The 15997-nt window shown below is 41.3% G+C and carries 21 protein-coding genes; 17 read left to right on the top strand and 4 right to left on the bottom strand.

Features of this window, described 5'->3' with window-relative positions:
* The first annotated feature begins 8 nt into the window (after window positions 1-8).
* From prpB to AC1DOV_RS04520, 4 genes are all read left to right on the top strand, one after another.
* Complete coding sequence (gene prpB, locus AC1DOV_RS04535) at window positions 9-908, top strand: methylisocitrate lyase (RefSeq protein WP_477549294.1); 900 nt, start codon at window positions 9-11, stop codon at window positions 906-908.
* On the top strand, window positions 898-2019 hold the full coding sequence (prpC, locus tag AC1DOV_RS04530) for a bifunctional 2-methylcitrate synthase/citrate synthase (protein WP_477549293.1): 1122 nt from the start codon (window positions 898-900) through the stop codon (window positions 2017-2019). The genes prpB and prpC overlap by 11 nt, the downstream gene beginning before the upstream one ends.
* Before the next feature lie 23 nt (window positions 2020-2042).
* Window positions 2043-3485: a bifunctional 2-methylcitrate dehydratase/aconitate hydratase gene (locus tag AC1DOV_RS04525; RefSeq protein ID WP_477549292.1), complete on the top strand. Its 1443-nt coding sequence runs from the start codon at window positions 2043-2045 to the stop codon at window positions 3483-3485.
* Between the two features lie 146 nt (window positions 3486-3631).
* Complete coding sequence (locus tag AC1DOV_RS04520; protein WP_477511653.1) at window positions 3632-4141, top strand: hypothetical protein; 510 nt, start codon at window positions 3632-3634, stop codon at window positions 4139-4141.
* Between the two features lie 130 nt (window positions 4142-4271).
* Here the strand turns inward: AC1DOV_RS04520 and AC1DOV_RS04515 are convergent, their stop codons facing one another.
* Entirely contained in the window at window positions 4272-5096 is an 825-nt protein-coding gene (locus AC1DOV_RS04515; protein WP_477549291.1) for an alpha/beta hydrolase, read from the bottom strand.
* Window positions 5097-5195: 99 nt separating this feature from the next.
* Window positions 5196-6098 (bottom strand): YihY/virulence factor BrkB family protein, encoded by a 903-nt coding sequence (locus tag AC1DOV_RS04510; protein WP_477549290.1) that lies wholly within the window; start codon window positions 6096-6098, stop codon window positions 5196-5198.
* 152 nt (window positions 6099-6250) lie between these two features.
* On the opposite strand from AC1DOV_RS04510, the gene AC1DOV_RS04505 reads away from it, so the two are divergent.
* The gene (locus tag AC1DOV_RS04505; RefSeq protein ID WP_430059109.1) at window positions 6251-6658 is read left to right on the top strand and encodes a TerB family tellurite resistance protein; all 408 of its coding nucleotides are present in this window, start codon (window positions 6251-6253) and stop codon (window positions 6656-6658) included.
* Between the two features lie 86 nt (window positions 6659-6744).
* Here the strand turns inward: AC1DOV_RS04505 and modA are convergent, their stop codons facing one another.
* Window positions 6745-7578, bottom strand: a complete 834-nt coding sequence (modA, locus tag AC1DOV_RS04500; protein WP_477549289.1) for a molybdate ABC transporter substrate-binding protein — start codon at window positions 7576-7578, stop codon at window positions 6745-6747.
* A gap of 158 nt (window positions 7579-7736) precedes the next feature.
* Between modA and AC1DOV_RS04495 the strand changes: the two genes are divergently transcribed.
* From AC1DOV_RS04495 to AC1DOV_RS04485, 3 genes are all read left to right on the top strand, one after another.
* The gene (locus tag AC1DOV_RS04495) at window positions 7737-8687 is read left to right on the top strand and encodes a substrate-binding domain-containing protein (RefSeq protein WP_477549592.1); all 951 of its coding nucleotides are present in this window, start codon (window positions 7737-7739) and stop codon (window positions 8685-8687) included.
* Between the two features lie 54 nt (window positions 8688-8741).
* The gene (locus AC1DOV_RS04490; RefSeq protein ID WP_477549288.1) at window positions 8742-9554 is read left to right on the top strand and encodes a GNAT family N-acetyltransferase; all 813 of its coding nucleotides are present in this window, start codon (window positions 8742-8744) and stop codon (window positions 9552-9554) included.
* A 71-nt stretch (window positions 9555-9625) separates the two neighbouring features.
* A complete protein-coding gene (locus AC1DOV_RS04485) occupies window positions 9626-10267 on the top strand; it encodes a Bax inhibitor-1/YccA family protein (protein ID WP_441886234.1) in 642 nt (213 codons plus the stop codon).
* Between the two features lie 32 nt (window positions 10268-10299).
* Here AC1DOV_RS04485 and AC1DOV_RS04480 read toward each other — a convergent pair whose 3' ends face one another.
* Window positions 10300-10479 (bottom strand): hypothetical protein, encoded by a 180-nt coding sequence (locus tag AC1DOV_RS04480; protein ID WP_477549287.1) that lies wholly within the window; start codon window positions 10477-10479, stop codon window positions 10300-10302.
* A gap of 147 nt (window positions 10480-10626) precedes the next feature.
* On the opposite strand from AC1DOV_RS04480, the gene AC1DOV_RS04475 reads away from it, so the two are divergent.
* The 9 genes from AC1DOV_RS04475 (at window position 10627) to AC1DOV_RS04435 (ending at window position 15962) form a co-directional block, all read left to right on the top strand.
* Complete coding sequence (locus tag AC1DOV_RS04475; RefSeq protein ID WP_441886228.1) at window positions 10627-10785, top strand: hypothetical protein; 159 nt, start codon at window positions 10627-10629, stop codon at window positions 10783-10785.
* A 191-nt stretch (window positions 10786-10976) separates the two neighbouring features.
* Window positions 10977-11555 (top strand): sulfurtransferase TusA family protein, encoded by a 579-nt coding sequence (locus tag AC1DOV_RS04470; protein WP_441886350.1) that lies wholly within the window; start codon window positions 10977-10979, stop codon window positions 11553-11555.
* A gap of 61 nt (window positions 11556-11616) precedes the next feature.
* Window positions 11617-12741, top strand: coding sequence for an MBL fold metallo-hydrolase (locus AC1DOV_RS04465; protein WP_477511668.1), 1125 nt, complete (start codon window positions 11617-11619; stop codon window positions 12739-12741).
* A 15-nt stretch (window positions 12742-12756) separates the two neighbouring features.
* Window positions 12757-12984, top strand: a complete 228-nt coding sequence (locus tag AC1DOV_RS04460) for a sulfurtransferase TusA family protein (protein ID WP_339209356.1) — start codon at window positions 12757-12759, stop codon at window positions 12982-12984.
* 30 nt (window positions 12985-13014) lie between these two features.
* Complete coding sequence (locus tag AC1DOV_RS04455; RefSeq protein ID WP_477511662.1) at window positions 13015-13497, top strand: DsrE/DsrF/DrsH-like family protein; 483 nt, start codon at window positions 13015-13017, stop codon at window positions 13495-13497.
* A gap of 75 nt (window positions 13498-13572) precedes the next feature.
* Complete coding sequence (locus AC1DOV_RS04450; RefSeq protein WP_441886221.1) at window positions 13573-13839, top strand: metal-sensitive transcriptional regulator; 267 nt, start codon at window positions 13573-13575, stop codon at window positions 13837-13839.
* 71 nt (window positions 13840-13910) lie between these two features.
* Window positions 13911-14474 carry a manganese efflux pump MntP gene (locus tag AC1DOV_RS04445; RefSeq protein WP_441886218.1) on the top strand — a complete coding sequence of 188 codons (564 nt, stop codon included), beginning with the start codon at window positions 13911-13913 and terminating at the stop codon, window positions 14472-14474.
* 296 nt (window positions 14475-14770) lie between these two features.
* Window positions 14771-15562, top strand: coding sequence for a sulfite exporter TauE/SafE family protein (locus AC1DOV_RS04440; protein ID WP_339209350.1), 792 nt, complete (start codon window positions 14771-14773; stop codon window positions 15560-15562).
* A gap of 40 nt (window positions 15563-15602) precedes the next feature.
* Entirely contained in the window at window positions 15603-15962 is a 360-nt protein-coding gene (locus AC1DOV_RS04435) for a rhodanese-like domain-containing protein (RefSeq protein ID WP_441886214.1), read from the top strand.
* The last annotated feature ends 35 nt before the right edge of the window (window positions 15963-15997 follow it).

Genomic DNA, 15997 nt, shown 5'->3' with positions numbered 1-15997 from the left:
GTGGCGAGATGGGTCATACTCCCGGAGCGCGATTTCGCGAGGTGCTTCAAGTCGAGAAGCCTTTGCAGATCGCAGGCGCTATTAATGCCTTTTCGGCAATAATGGCGGAAAGAGCAGGGTTTCGCGCTTTGTATTTATCTGGTGCAGGTGTTGCTAATGCGTCGTTCGGTCTGCCTGATCTTGGGATTACAACGCTGCAGGATTGTCTTGAGGATGTAAGAAGAATAACGAGTGTTACAGAGCTGCCACTGCTCGTAGATGTGGATACGGGCTTTGGAGGAGCTTTCCAAATTGCGCGAACGATTAAGCTGATGAACCGTGCGGGAGCCGCCGGCGTTCATATTGAAGATCAAATCCTGGCTAAACGCTGCGGGCATCGCCCTAACAAAGCAATTGTAAGCAAGGAGGTAATGGTTGATCGGATTAAAGCTGCTGCAGACGCAAGAGAAGATGATCAGTTTGTCATTATGGCTCGCACGGATGCACTTGCGGTAGAAGGGTTAGAAGCAGCGATTGAACGGGCATGCGCATGTGTGGAGGCCGGAGCAGATATGATTTTCCCTGAGGCAATAACAAAACTTGAGGATTATCAAGCCTTTGCTGATGCGGTGAAGGTTCCTATACTCGCAAACATTACGGAGTTCGGGCAAACTCCGCTGTATACGATAAAAGAGCTTGAGCATGCAGGTGTCAGCTTAGCTCTTTATCCGTTATCTGCCTTTCGCGCAATGTCAGCAGCAGCTCTTCATGTCTATGAAACGATAAAACAGGAAGGAACACAGAAAAATGTCATAAATGTTATGCAAACTAGAGCAGAGCTTTATGATTTCCTCGATTATTTGAGCTACGAAGAGAAGCTGGATCAGCTTTATGGAGTCAAAGAGGAGGAGAACCGTCATGACAACTAAAAAACAAGGCGGTCTCGCCGACGTTATAGCGGGACAGACTTCGATTTCGACAGTCGGAAAAGCAGGAAAGGGCTTAACCTATCGAGGTTATTCGATTGATGATCTCGCCCTTCATGGCAGCTTTGAAGAAACTGCTTTTTTATTGTTATATGGAGCCTTGCCAAGCGATGTCCAGTTAAAAGATTACAGGAAGAAGCTTGCGTCACTTAGACAACTGCCAGCAGGTGTATTGAACATATTGGAGCAGCTACCGAGCAGCACACATCCAATGGATGTGCTTCGAACGGGGGTTTCGGCGTTAGCTGCGTTCGAACCAGAAAATGAGGAGCGTGACGCTTCCCATATCGCTGATAGATTAATAGCCTGCAGCGCCTCTATTTTATTGTATTGGTATCATTATCAGAAGAGTGGGAGAAGGATTGATACAGAGACCGATCAACAAAGTGTTGCTGGACATTTTCTGCAGCTGCTTCATGATCAACGCCCGAACGAGCTTCATGAGAAAGCTTTTGACGTTTCACTTGTACTGTATGCGGAGCATGAATTCAACGCTTCTACATTTGCAGCACGTGTTACTGCATCTACTTTATCAGATATGTATTCCGCCATTACGACTGGCATCGGCACACTCCGTGGACCTCTTCACGGCGGTGCCAACGAAGCCGCGATGGAGCTGATTGAACAATTCGGCAGCGTGCGCGAAGCCGAGATCGGAATTATGCAAATGCTGAAGGACAAAAAATTAATTATGGGCTTTGGACATCGTGTTTATTCTGTATCTGACCCACGATCCGATATTATTAAATACTGGTCAAATAGACTCTCTGCAGGGGCTGAGAATTCAATCATTTATCCAATTTCCGAGTCTATAGAGAAAATAATGCTGAAAGAGAAAAAACTATTTGCTAATTTGGATTTTTACAGCGCGTCAGCCTATCGATTTATGGGCATTCCAACCTCACTTTTTACACCGATCTTCGTTATTTCTCGTACCAGCGGCTGGGCTTCCCATATCATTGAACAACGTGCAAACAATCGAATCATTCGTCCTAATGCTGAATATATCGGCTGTGATTTGCAGCCTTGGCTGCCTATCGAACAACGATCCTAAATGAGGAGGAGGATGCGAAACGAATGTCCACTTTAATGAGTAATGAGAGGCCAAAGCCGGATCAAGTGTTGGTTGATATTGCACAATATGCTGCAAACTATACGATAACTAGCGAAGAAGCTTATAATACCGCTCGCTATTGTCTCATCGATACGCTTGGCTGCGGGTTGTTAGCGCTTAGGTATCCCGAGTGCACGAAGCTGCTAGGCCCGACCGTACCGGGAACTCTTGTTCCGAATGGAGCTCGTGTTCCTGGAACTTCGTTTCAGCTTGATCCGATCACTGCTGCATTTAACATTGGATGTATGAATCGCTGGCTCGATTACAATGATACTTGGCTTGCAGCGGAGTGGGGCCATCCATCAGATAATCTTGGAGCTATACTAGCTGCTTCGGACTATGAAAGCAGGAAAAACATAGCCGAGGGCAAACCGCCGTTTGTCATGAGAGATGTGCTTACAGCTATGATCAAGGCGCATGAAATTCAAGGAATTCTTGCACTTGAAAACAGCTTTAACCGCGTAGGGCTCGATCATGTTATTCTCGTGAAGGTTGCCTCAACTGCTGTAGTGACTGCGCTGCTAGGCGGGACGACAGATGAAATTATTGATGCTTTATCCAATGCGTGGATTGATGGTCATCCTCTTCGTACTTATCGTCATTCGCCAAATACAGGTTCGAGAAAGTCATGGGCAGCCGGCGATGCCACAGCTCGCGCGCTTAGGCTTTCATTGATGGCGCTAAAAGGAGAGATGGGTTATCCCGCTGCACTATCTACACCGGAATGGGGATTTTATGATGTGCTGTTTAAAGGGAATCCTTTGTCCATTAAACGGGATTTTGAAGCTTATGTCATGGAAAATATATTGTTTAAAATATCTTTCCCCGCTGAATTCCATGGCCAAACAGCGGTGGAGGCTGCTATCTTGCTGCACCCGAGTGTGAAGGATAAATGGCATGAAATTGATAAAATAATCATTTCTACACATAAGTCCGCACTGCGAATTATCGACAAAACAGGACCGCTCCATAATCCTGCGGATCGTGACCATTGCATTCAATATATGGTCGCAATTGGCCTGATTCATGGACATTTAACTGCCGATCATTATGAGGATGATTATGCGAGTGACAGTCGTATCGATGAGCTTCGCAAGAAAATGGTTACGACTGAAGATATCACTTACTCACATGATTATTTGGATGTTAATAAACGCTCGATTGCCAATGCCATTCAAGTGTTTTTCCAAGACGGAACATCCACTGAGAAGATCGAGATTGCATACCCAATCGGCCATCGGCGCAGACGTCAGGAAGCCATACCGCTTCTGCTTGCGAAGTTTGATGCCAGTTTGAAGAGCAGGTTCCCATCCAAGCAAACACAAGCGATATTAGAGCTTTGCCAAGACCAAAACGTATTAGAGAACACGCCCGTACAGCAGTTTATGGAACTATTTGTTATTTAGGTAAATGCCTGCGTACAGCGCAGGTTTTTCTTTTTAAAATCTATTTTTTTTTGTAGCTTTTCTGTAACTTTCTGCACCCCCATTTCGTTATATTGTATAAGTAAGCCGAATAAGAATATATACCATATAGAAGGAGCGTCTGCGCTATGAAAAAATATGTATTGATCGCAACTGTTGCGATAGCTTGTCTCACGGCCTTTAGCTTTGCGCCGGCGGGAGGCCGTGAATATACACCGGTAGAACAAACACCGGATATGATAACTGGCTACGTTTCAATGACAAAAGGGGAAAATAATCATTACACATTATCTATCGACCAAATCGATTGGTACGAGGGTGATGCAGCGACAAAAATTTTCCTTGAGCGTGAAAAGGATTCTGGGCTCGATGCCCCGCCAGATGGTTATTACATTGAGAATGATGATGAAACATTGCGTGACTTACCGATAGCCGATAACGCTGAGGTGCTTATGCAAATCTATAATCGAACGGGCAATATTAATGAAGCAGATATTGTTTGGAATGAACCGATTTCAGTTAAAAAGTTTATTGAACTCATCAATACGGAAGACGACTTCGATATGAAGAGCTTTCCTTATCATATGACGATCAAGAACGGGGAAATCGTACGCATCGTCCAGCAATTCGTTCCTTAAATAACCTTTTACATTTATGAGAGAAGCAACACAACAAGCGCGTGCCGATAGTTAATCGGCACGCGCTTTTTATGTTTCACTTGATGCTTTTGAAATAACGTTTATATTTTCTTCAATCTGATTTATCCGTTTAATCTCTTCCAGCTTCATAGATACGATGAGCAAGCATCTCAGGATGCGTCTTTGCAGTTGACATATGATCGCCATGACCTTGGATGTATCGGAACAAGCCCAGTCGGTTGGACATATGCGGATGCCATCCATATTCGCTGTTGTACTGTGGAAGAACATTATCCTCCGTTAAGAAAATATAACTTTTCGGCATATTCAAACTATAAAATACTTTAAGATCGAGTTTTTCATAAAAAGGTTTTGCTGGTTCTGGACTTACCATACTGTACATTTTCTCCGCTAAGCCGAGGCTTGCCAAATTAACAAATGTTTCACGAAACAGCGAAAATGGCAGCATGATCGTATCATCCTTCGAGCTTTCCCTAAGCTGCTGGAAACTAGCTTTTACAGGGGCTGGGAATTCATCGGCGACCATTTCACCGTCGTTTAATACAAAAGCATCCAAAAACACGAGCCTCCTAATACTCTCTGGAATGAGCTCTGCAACCTTTTGGATGACGGAGCCTCCGAAGCTGTGACCCACAAGTATGATTTGCTGAAGATTTCTTGACGCAATATAAGCAGCTACAGAATGACTTATCATTTCATGAGTGACGTTTTTATTAGGGTCTGCACCATGCCCAGGATATTCAGGCGCGAACACGATATGGCCCATTTTGCTTAATTCATAACCGATGCCATTCCAAAAGCTCGCATCCGCCCAGGAGCCATGAACGAGAACAAAAGTGAGCGGCTGTTCGCTCTGCATCAATCTTACACTGGTTGCGTAAACATCCGAGTATGGATATACGTAGTTAATCGTGTTTTGTTCAATTTGATACATGCGGCATTACTCCTCAAAATCAGATTATTCAGCATATGCCTATAATCCATTTAAGGTTAATAATCGCCCAGTATCTGTACAAGGCTGCAAATTTACCACTTATGTTATCGTTTTAATATCCTTATTCTGATTAAGCGGAATGCGAAAGCTATGTCTAGCTGAGTTATTGGGTGGAATTATGCTTTTTGCTGATGCGAGCGTAGCATTGATTTCACCGCCAAGCATGATGAGGATAGAGCTAATGTAGAGCCAGATCAACAGGATGATTACTCCGCCAAGACTGCCGTATGTTTTCGAATAGTTCCCAAAATTGTTCATATAAAACTGAAAAACAAGTGAAGTCGCAATCCAACCAAACGTTGCAAATAAAGCACCTGGCACAGCTTCTTTTAAGCTCAGCCTTCTGTTAGGAACAATCCAATAAAGCAAGGAAAAGGCGCCTGTCATTGCGGAAATAGGTATGACATACTTCAAGACATTCCAAATCCATTCGAAACCATTTGGATAATCAAGCCACTTAAATAAGTATTCGCCAATAGCTTTACCGAAAATAAGCATAACCATGACCAAAACAATAACGACGACTAAAAAAATTGTTGATAGCAGTGAAATACCGCGTACCTTCCAAAACGGCCGCTTTTCCTCAACATCGTAGGCTTTGTTCAATCCTTTCAAAATCGCATTAATACCGTTTGAAGCAGACCAAATGGTCGCAATCATACCGAATGACAGCAGTGTTCCGCTGCTGTTATCTACAACTTCAGCAAGAATTCCGCTAATCGTATCACTTGCATCTGCAGGTAGAAGGCGAATAAACTCTGCGATCACGCTATCGCCAGACATTTCGATAAAGCTAAGCAAACTGACCATAAATATAAGAAAGGGGAAAAACGATAAGATCAAATAATACGTCAGCTGTGCGCCAAGCGCAGGCACATCATCCTCACGAAAACGGCTGTATAAGCATTTTATAAATTGCATCGTGTTGAGTTTTTGTTTCATGAAGACCACCATCCTTTTGATATAAAACTAAACAAAATAGAAGGCTACAAAACATTTAATGAAATAGAAAAGATAAGCAGCAAGTAGGAAATAGTCAAATCATGTCGAATAAGAGTATGAGTAAATATTTTCGAATGAAGGGAGTGGACCTTATGTTTTTACATTTTCTACAAACCAAGGAGCAAAAAGAAGCATTTCTCGAATTAGCACATCTTGCAGCAAATGCTGATGGGTTCATTCACAAGAAAGAACAAGGATTTCTTCAATCGTATATGCAAGAGATGGATATGCAGCAAGCCGTAATAAGCTTTTCATCCGAAAAGCAGTTAGCAGATATACTAGGAAATATTAATGATGATCATGTAAAAAAAATCTTTTTCGCAGAAATTCTGCTTCTCATATTCGCTGACGGCGACTACAATGACGATGAAAAAGAATTAACAAAGGATATGAAAGAGCTTCTTAATCTAGACGAAGAAACTTGTGAATCCATTAAAAACTGGGTTATTCGTATGGATCAGCTCAAAATTGAAGGCCTTAAGCTTATTTTAAATCCCTAATAAAATAGCAGACATAAGCAAAAAACCTCCGTTCTTCCCAGTGGAAGAATAGAGGTTTTTTTAAGTACTGCTTTTTCTTAAATGCATTATGGCTTCGAAAAGCCGAATTTTTCAAACACAGCCATTGCCTCTGCCGTTTGAAGATAATCATAAAATTGCTTCGATTCTGGAAGATGCTTAGTTGCTGTAACGACACCAATCGGATAGGTGATCGGCGTGTATGTTGCAGGATCAACGGTAAGGACAATATTGACTTTATCTGATGTTAAAGCGTCAGTCTTATAAACAAAACCCGCGTCTGCATTGCCTGTTTCAACGTACTGAAGAACCTGACGGACATCCTTCGCTTGAACAACCTTCGGTTGCAAGCTATCCCATAGCTTCGCTTGTTCCAAGGCTTCTTTTGTATAGCTTCCAGCCGGTACGCTCTCTGGGATGCCAATTGCAATCGTTTTGACATCAGCATTCAACAGATCATTAACCGTTGCAAGCTGTGTTTTTGATGTTTTTGAAGTGACGAGCACGAGACCATTAGAGAGGAGATTTGTTTGGCTATCCTCAGCAATCAGCTTCGCATCTACTAGTGACTTCATGTTTTTGGAAGCAGCTGAGAGGAAAAGATCCGCAGGCGCGCCATTTTCAATCTGCTTCTGAAGAGCGCCTGAAGCGCCAAAGTTAAAATTCAATTTTACATTAGGGTGAATTACCTTAAATTGTGTTTCAATTTCCTTTAACGCATCCGTTAAACTTGCAGCTGCTGAAATCGTTAAATCAACATTTTCAGCAGGTGTTTCCGTGCTAATTGCTGTTGATTCTGGTTGATTGGTGGAGCTTGGTTGATTCGAACCACAGGCCGTTACAACGACCATAATCATAACCAAATACAATAAAACATAGCTTTTTTTAAGTAAATTAATCATTTAATACCCTCTTTCGTTATGTTTAGATATAAATAGATATAATCCATTTTCCGATTATAAGGTGAAGGAAATAGATTTGTAAAGCGAATAACCACAGTATTTCCGTTGTTTATGCTACAATAATGATTACTGCATACAATCCTTAAGAGGTGATTAACATATCTGAAAATATTTCCTATACGACAGAGGAAATCTCTAAGCTGCTCAAAATATCCAAATTAACCGTTTATGATCTTATCAAAAAAGGGGATTTGGCCTCATACCGAGTAGGTAAACAAATGAGAGTGGACGCTTCTGATTTAGAAGCCTATAAGCAGCGCTCAAAGGGGAACCAGCAAAGCTTGCGTGACGCTTTAATTGTTCAACCAGATGCTGCAAGCACAGTACGCCAGAGCCTTGGGGCTCGCTCCATTGTCATCACAGGACAAGACATCAGCCTCGACATCCTCGGAAGGCATATTGAGAAATATACACACGCACTGCGCCCACTGCGGTCTAATGCCGGCAGTCTAGATAGTTTGATCTCCATGTATAATGGGCAATCCGATGTCGTAAGCACCCATCTGTTAGACGGCGATACGGGCGAATACAATATTCCGTACATACGCAAGCTGCTCGTCGGATCGTCATACGTTGTTATTAATCTGCTATCTAGGAAAGCCGGATTATTTGTCCAAAAAGGGAATCCGCGAAACCTAAAAGGATGGAGCGATCTTGTTCAGCCAGACTTACGTATTATTAATAGAGAAAAAGGCTCCGGGGCTCGTGTATTGTTAGATGAACAGCTTCGATTGCATCGTATTTCGGCACGTGAGCTTCTCGGCTATGAGGACGAACTGACAAATCATTTAGGCGTTGCAGCCAAAGTGGCGGGTGGCGAGGCAGATGTTGGAGTTGGGATAGAAAAAGCAGCAGCGATCGTAACTGGAGTGGACTTTATTCCTTTAGTTAGTGAACGTTATGATCTTGTCATTATGAAATATTCGGAGAATAGCGATCTCATTAACTTGATTATCGAAATTTTGAAGTCCGCTTCATTTCAACAGGAGCTTGCAGCTATTTCCGGCTATGACTTATCACAGACAGGAAATGTTCTTTATGAATGTTAATGCAGATTTCACTTTTCAGATGAATCCCATTATAATGCGCAAGGATGGATGGAGATGAAACTTCCCATTTTGAATGAAGTGTTGATTAAACGAATACAGCAATCAGAAATGGAATATCTTACATCAAGAATTAGTTCCATAGGGGAGAGACTAGGCAATCCTGAAGGAGTTGAGATTAATCATTATGGCCAAGCTGTAGCTTACTATATAAGAACAATGCCTTGGAGCATTTTTAATTCGGTAAAAGGTTTGGGCGATGAGGACAGCGACAAGCTGGAGGAGATTATTAAGTTTTATAAAGCAAGAGACAGAAGCTTTCAAATTGATTTGGATCCTATAAAATGCACAGCTGCTCTGTTTGGGAAATTGGCAGAGCTCGGTTTTCGACAAAATGGCTTTCATTCTGTTCTTTTTGGACTGCCAAGTGAAGATAAACCTGTTTTGCCACCTCATATCACGATTTCGGAAGTCGTTACAGAGGAGGTGTTCGATCATTATGCTGAAATCCATTGCCTAGGATCAGGCATGTCATTGTCCGATAAACACCATTTTGTTAATAATAATATTGGTTTACTGAATCGAAAAGGGTGGAAAATCTATCTAGCGTATTTAAATGACATACCTGCTAGTGTAGGTGTCATGCATATGAATGAGGATGGAATCGCCTCGTGTGCTCTAGCGGCTACTGCCCCTGCATTTAGAAATCAAGGGCTGCAAACAGCACTATTAAGCAGGCGTCTACATGAAGCGCATCTTGCAGGCTGTGAGCTCGTCGTAGCACAGGCTAGCTTCGGATCAAGCAGTCAACATAATATGGAAAGAGCCGGATTACATATCGCATGGACGAGATCCATTATGAAAAAATAAAAAGAACATTTTGTATTCACGCTTTTCATGCTATTATTGATCCATAAATATGGATGACAGGAGAAAATAAGATGAGCTATACACAGTCAAGCGGTTATGGTAAACCGATGCAAAAATTAATGCTAACCTTTTTCTTTGCCTTAATTGTTTCAGTAGGCGGCATGTACATAGGAACAATGCTTCCTAGCGCCGCACGAATCCCACTGTTTATTGTCGAGATTGGATTAATCATTGCCATCATGTTTTTGCGTAAATCAACAGCAATTGGCTACTCATTGATGTATGTGTTTATGATTGTATCTGGTGCAACCTTGCAGTTTTCTTTAAGCTATTATATCGCCTCCATGGGTACATCAGTCGTCATTCAAACCGTTTCTGTTGCCGTACTCGTTTATGCAGGCCTTGCGATCTACGCTACATACTCCAAAGAGGATTTTCGCTTTCTCGGCGGGTTTTTGTTCGCATCATTAATTGGGCTCATCGTTATCGGTCTTATGCAATTTATTTTCCCTTTCGGAGGGATGATGGAAACCATTTATGCCGGCTTTGGATTACTCATTTTCATCGGTTATACACTTTATGACTTTAGCCGTATGTCCAAGGAAGGTTTTGAAGACAAAGATATTCCACTGATGATCGTTAATATTTATCTTGATTTGGTTAATATCATTTTGTTCGCCCTACGTTTTGTGAAATCCTTGCTGGATGATTAATCGTTCGTCCTAATTGCCAATAAGGTTAATCTTCATACTTGAGGATTAACCCCTTTTTTTTTACGTGTTGATAACCATCTTTTAATAATTGATTTATCGGGTGAAGCTGCTTTGATATCATAATCAATAAAGTCCCCTCTACGAATTCGCTTATCCAAAGCTTGCTGCTGATCCCTCCATAAACTTTCTGCTACATAGTAATGAAACAACATGATTCATTCCTCCTCTTACCAATCAATGCTTATGCTTTCATTATGCGATCTGAGTCCGTTGGTAAAAAGAGTAGATCTTTCATTGTTTATTTCACCTTTTAATTTTCAGAGCAATGCCCAGTATAACTTTATCCTAGGAGGAAAGAGATGGGGTTTATAATCGTTTTACTGCTAACGATGATTGTTATTTTATTATTTGAAATAAACGGAAAGCTGCCTAGAAGAAATCGAAACAAAGATGAATTGAGGCGTGCCTTGAAGAGAGATCAGGAAAGAAGAAAAAGGGATAAAGAAAGAGATTACTAAGAGACCGCTGAATGGCGGTCTTTTTTTTGTGATGCCACGTTGACATCTGCATTTAAAACATGTATATTTTTATCAACGCCTTATACCCATAGGGGTATATGTACGGCGTCATTTTTTCGCCTTTCTCGATACCCCCATGGGTATGTTATTCGAATGATTTATTAATAAACGCAAAGGAGGTTCAAGAAATGATGAATCACATTCAAGCAGACAAAACAATAGATTGCAAAGGCTTGGCTTGTCCTATGCCCATCATCAAGACGAAAAAAGCAATGAATGAGCTTCTTTCTGGACAAGTCATTGAAGTAGTTGCCACGGATAAAGGATCTTTGGCAGACATCCAAGGGTGGAGCAGAAATGCGGGGCATCAATACTTGGGTACGCTTGTGGAGGGCGAGGTATTGAAGCATTACCTTAGAAAATCCAACCCGAATGAAATAAAAGAAGAAATCAAATATTTGAAGACAATGAACAACGGAGATTTGAAGAAGAAGCTTATTTCAAATGAGAACATGATGATTTTAGATGTACGTGAGTCTGCAGAGTATGTTTTTAACCACATCCCTGGAGCCAAATCAATTCCGTTAGGAGAGCTTGATATTCGAACGAGTGAACTCGATCCTGATCAGGAGCTTTATATCGTGTGCCGCACTGGCACCCGCAGCGATATCGCTTGCCAGCTATTAGCTGATAAAGGGTTCAAACTCGTGTACAATGTCTTGCCAGGTATGTCCGAATGGGAAGGACCACTAGAGAATGATGTACAGTAATACCACTCACTCATCATAGTAGGAGGAATACACCGTGAGTTCATCAAACCAGTTAAATGAAATGAGTGCCGGGCAGCTAGCAAAACTTATTTTAAGCAAAAAAGAAGATCTCTTCATCCTTGATGTACGTAGTGAAAGCGACTTTGCGAATTGGAAAATCGAAGGAAGTCGAATAGAGGTTCTCAATATTCCTTACTTTGAACTGCTAGAGGGAGTAGAGGAGATAATCGAACAAATTCCAATAGACAAAAAAGTGCTGGTTGTATGCGCCAAAGAAGGTTCTTCAATATTTGTTGGAGAGTTGCTCGTGGCAGCAGGCAGGTCTAATGTTTATTACTTGCAGGGCGGGATGAAGTCGTGGAGCGAGCATTTGGAGCCCGTAAAAATTGGCGATTTGCGCCAAGGCGGTACTATTTTTCAGTTTGTACGAATGGGTAAAGGCTGCTTGTCCTACATGATCGTATCAGACGGTGAAGCTGCTGTCGTAGATGCCCCTAGAATGACGAATGTGTTGGAGCAATTTGCGAAGGACAATGGGTATCGCATTATGCATACGTTAGATACCCATCTTCATGCGGATCATATCTCGGGCGGCCGTAAGCTTGCAGAACAACAATCTGCAACGTACTGGCTTCCTCCAAAAGATGCTGCAGAAGTCACATTTGAATACGCGAAACTTGAGAACGGTCACGATATTGAGGTAGGCAATACCACATTAAAAATACAACCCATTTATTCACCTGGTCATACGATCGGCAGTACATCATTTATAGTAGATGATCAGTATTTACTAACTGGTGACATTTTATTTATTGAATCCATTGGACGACCAGATTTGGCTGGACTCGCTGAAGATTGGGTTGGTGATCTTCGTCAAACGTTATATAGTCGTTATCCGGATTTGTCTCAGGATTTAATTATACTTCCAGCACACTTCGGCAAGTTCTCGGAGCTTGGAGAAGATGGGCGGGTAGCCGCTGTTTTATCCGATGTATATAAAAACAATACAGGCTTGCAAATATCGGATGAAGCTGCGTTTCGCGGCATGGTGACCAACAATCTGCCGCAGCATCCGAACGCTTACCAAGAAATACGCCAAACGAATATGGGTAAAATCACACCTAACGAAGAAGAGCAGCGCGAAATGGAAATCGGTCCAAATCGTTGTGCCGTTCACGATAATTAAAGGAGGAAATGAATAATGAAAGCTGATCTAATCGTTGATACCAAAGGGCTGGCTTGCCCGATGCCAATCGTAAAAGCAAAAAAAGCACTGGATGGATTGAAGCCTGGACAATTTATGGAGGTATTATCAACCGATAAAGGTTCTTTAAATGATTTTACGGCTTGGATTAGAAAAACAAACCATGAACTCGTGCAGCATACGGAAGAAAACGGCGTGTTCACATTTCTAGTGAAAAAAATTTAACTGAATTTTATTATGGAGAGGAGAACATATATGGAAGCTGTAACTGAAAAAACAACGATAGTCCTCTTCAGCGGGGAACTTGATAAAGCGATAGCTGCTTTTATTATTGCAAATGGAGCAGCTGCTTATGATCACGAGGTAACTATATTTTTCACCTTTTGGGGACTAAATGCTTTGCGCAAGGATGAAGCAGTCCATACCAAAAAAGGGCTTCTTGAAAAAGCCTTTGGCTGGATGATGCCAAGAGGACCGCAAAAACTAGGCTTATCCAAAATGAATTTTGGCGGCATGGGACCTAAAATGATTAAGCATGTTATGAAGAAGCATAATGCGTTATCACTGCCACAGCTCATAGAACTTGCGCAGGAGCAAGGGGTTAAGCTTGTAGCGTGTACAATGACAATGGATCTTCTTGGTTTGCAGCGTGAAGAGCTGATCGATGATATTCAACTTGCTGGTGTAGCCGGTTACTTAGGCGACGCCACCGATGCAAAAGTGAATTTATTTATATAATCAATGAAATGATACTCTCTTTTGGTTTATAATATACCCATACATGTACACGTTAACGAATGGGAGGTTAAGAACATGGCATATGTTTATACCGATGAAATAAAAACACGACTAAGAAGAATAGAGGGTCAGGTTCGAGGCGTATTGAGATTGATGGATGAACAGCAATCTTGCAAGGACGTAGTAAGCCAGCTGTCAGCAGTACGCAATGCAGCAGATAAAGCAATGGCCCAAATTGTTGCGGAAAACCTTCATCAATGTATTATTGAAGAACAGTCTGCTGGCGGCGATGCGAATAAGCTGGTTAAAGAAGCGATTGAGCTGCTCGTGAAAAGTCGGTAAAAGAACACAAGCTTAATAACCTTCTCTAGCATACTCTACTTAGTAGAATGGATGGTAGAGGAGGTATAGTTATGCATTTAATTTCAATCATTCTCATTGGACTGGCTTCTAATATTGATAATTTAGGAATTGGTGTATCCTTTGGCACACGATCAACAAAAATTCCAATTGTCTCAAACTTGTTTATTGCCATATTGGCCATGGCTGCAGCATATTTAGCCATAACAATGGGTCACCTTATATCTGGTTTTATGAGTCAAAAGCATGCAGATTTAATTGGTGGTTCTGTCATCATACTTCTAGGTCTTTGGAGCATATTGCCTAAACAGAGGACAAGGGTTGCAACAAGTCCATTACGTGAGACTAGTGATTCGGAAAGATCTATTACTTGGCAGGAAACGATCTCATTAGGTTTTGCTTTATCATTAAATTGTATCGCTACAGGATTTGGAGCAGGTGTTAGTGGTGCGTCACCGATAATGACTGCAATTTCTGTTGGTATATTTTCACTAATAACCGTTGCTATCGGATTGCGGATTGGACATGAGATTGCTAGAACATGGTTAGGTAAATATTCTACTCTCATCGGCGGTATGATACTCATTGTAATAGGCCTTTTGGAGATTTTTTTGTAACTGAACGATAACAAAAAATAAGCGAACACGGTAGAGCGTGTTCGCTTATTCTAAGACGTCATATATAATTCTTACACCTAGGGAGCTGTAATTTTCTTCTTTGTAATGTCCATGCTCACAATACTTGGTGCTGGACAAGCTTTCATTGATTGACAGCAAGGGTTCATTGCAGGTCGGGCATTTATCTTCAAATATTTTTTTGAATATACTTTTCATTTCATAAATACCTCATTTCACATGAAGTTACTTGGTTTTAATTATACCTTACTTATTGCATTCCAACAAGGAGAGTTTTTATGGACATTATCCTTTACATCATCATGACGCTGCTCGGTTTTGTTGGTTCCTTTTTTTCGGGATTACTTGGCATAGGCGGGGCCATAATAAATTTTCCCCTTTTATTATATGTTCCATCCAGTCTTGGCTTAGCGCAGTTTACGGCAAAAGAAGTGGCATCCATCAGCATGTTTCAAGTTTTCTTCGCTTCGTTAGCTGGGATTATCGCTTTCCGTCAGAAAAGCAATCAAACAGCGGTCATTCATAAAGGTCTTGTTATTTATATGGGCAGCAGTATTTTAATGGGCAGTTTAATTGGCGGATTCGGATCTCGTTTTCTTAATGAAGATGCCATTAATATTATATACGGAACATTATCGGTTATTGCTGTTGTTTTAATGCTCGTTCCAAACCGGGGAAAACAACAATTAAATATAAATGAAATCACTTTTAATAAGCTCATTGCGGTAACGTCTGCTTTCATTGTTGGCATTGTGTCAGGAGTTGTTGGAGCAGGTGGTGCTTTTATTCTAATCCCAATAATGTTGACGGTCTTAAAAATTCCGACAAGGACAACCATTGCTTCATCATTAGCGATCGTATTTGTGTCGGCAATTGGCGGCGTAATCGGCAAGCTATCCGCTGGTTCCATTCCGATATGGCCAACTGTATTTGTGGTATTGGGCAGCTTGATCGGTGCTCCAATTGGATCTAGAATCAGCTCTAAAATAAACGTGAAATATTTGCGATATGGGCTTGTTGTATTACTCATTTTCACAGCGATTAAAGTGTGGTCATCCATATTACAATAGAATATGCGTACCTTATTAAACGGATTGGGGAGGTTAGGATATGTTGATTTTAATTGCTCTAACTGGTTTATTCGTAATGTGGTTCATTTATAGAAGATTCTCACCCCTAAAAAATTTAACTTATGTCGACGAAAAAGCGCTAAATGAAAAAGGCGTTATACCTGACAGCAGTAAAATACTCGATGTCCGCGATTCAACTGACTATGAGAAATGTCATGTGGATGGTTCGATTAATATATCAATTGGTCGGCTCCCTTATTTGTGGAACAAAGAGCTTGCACCAAATGACTCTGTCTTAATTTTGTCGGACAGTTTCTATAAAAGTAAAAAGGCTGCGAAAATCCTTAAAAAACATGGTTTCAGCCAGCTGTTTACTGTACGAAACCAACAATGTGCATAGATAACTTTTCAAGTGACTGATGAACCGCGTATATC

The organism is Paenibacillus sp. 01T47, assembly GCF_056398245.1.
This window is presented reverse-complemented; position numbering and strand designations above follow the sequence as displayed.

Bases quoted from the DNA above. Each gene is read 5' to 3' on its own strand.
- prpB (WP_477549294.1), top strand. From the start codon at position 9: ATGGGTCATACTCCCGGAGCGCGATTTCGCGAGGTGCTTCAAGTCGAG.
- prpC (WP_477549293.1), top strand. From the start codon at position 898: ATGACAACTAAAAAACAAGGCGGTCTCGCCGACGTTATAGCGGGACAG.
- AC1DOV_RS04525 (WP_477549292.1), top strand. From the start codon at position 2,043: ATGTCCACTTTAATGAGTAATGAGAGGCCAAAGCCGGATCAAGTGTTG.
- AC1DOV_RS04520 (WP_477511653.1), top strand. From the start codon at position 3,632: ATGAAAAAATATGTATTGATCGCAACTGTTGCGATAGCTTGTCTCACG.
- AC1DOV_RS04515 (WP_477549291.1), bottom strand. From the start codon at position 5,096: ATGTATCAAATTGAACAAAACACGATTAACTACGTATATCCATACTCG.
- AC1DOV_RS04510 (WP_477549290.1), bottom strand. From the start codon at position 6,098: ATGAAACAAAAACTCAACACGATGCAATTTATAAAATGCTTATACAGC.
- AC1DOV_RS04505 (WP_430059109.1), top strand. From the start codon at position 6,251: ATGTTTTTACATTTTCTACAAACCAAGGAGCAAAAAGAAGCATTTCTC.
- modA (WP_477549289.1), bottom strand. From the start codon at position 7,578: ATGATTAATTTACTTAAAAAAAGCTATGTTTTATTGTATTTGGTTATG.
- AC1DOV_RS04490 (WP_477549288.1), top strand. From the start codon at position 8,742: ATGAAACTTCCCATTTTGAATGAAGTGTTGATTAAACGAATACAGCAA.
- AC1DOV_RS04485 (WP_441886234.1), top strand. From the start codon at position 9,626: ATGAGCTATACACAGTCAAGCGGTTATGGTAAACCGATGCAAAAATTA.
- AC1DOV_RS04480 (WP_477549287.1), bottom strand. From the start codon at position 10,479: ATGTTGTTTCATTACTATGTAGCAGAAAGTTTATGGAGGGATCAGCAG.
- AC1DOV_RS04475 (WP_441886228.1), top strand. From the start codon at position 10,627: ATGGGGTTTATAATCGTTTTACTGCTAACGATGATTGTTATTTTATTA.
- AC1DOV_RS04470 (WP_441886350.1), top strand. From the start codon at position 10,977: ATGAATCACATTCAAGCAGACAAAACAATAGATTGCAAAGGCTTGGCT.
- AC1DOV_RS04465 (WP_477511668.1), top strand. From the start codon at position 11,617: ATGAGTGCCGGGCAGCTAGCAAAACTTATTTTAAGCAAAAAAGAAGAT.
- AC1DOV_RS04460 (WP_339209356.1), top strand. From the start codon at position 12,757: ATGAAAGCTGATCTAATCGTTGATACCAAAGGGCTGGCTTGCCCGATG.
- AC1DOV_RS04455 (WP_477511662.1), top strand. From the start codon at position 13,015: ATGGAAGCTGTAACTGAAAAAACAACGATAGTCCTCTTCAGCGGGGAA.
- AC1DOV_RS04450 (WP_441886221.1), top strand. From the start codon at position 13,573: ATGGCATATGTTTATACCGATGAAATAAAAACACGACTAAGAAGAATA.
- AC1DOV_RS04445 (WP_441886218.1), top strand. From the start codon at position 13,911: ATGCATTTAATTTCAATCATTCTCATTGGACTGGCTTCTAATATTGAT.
- AC1DOV_RS04440 (WP_339209350.1), top strand. From the start codon at position 14,771: ATGGACATTATCCTTTACATCATCATGACGCTGCTCGGTTTTGTTGGT.
- AC1DOV_RS04435 (WP_441886214.1), top strand. From the start codon at position 15,603: ATGTTGATTTTAATTGCTCTAACTGGTTTATTCGTAATGTGGTTCATT.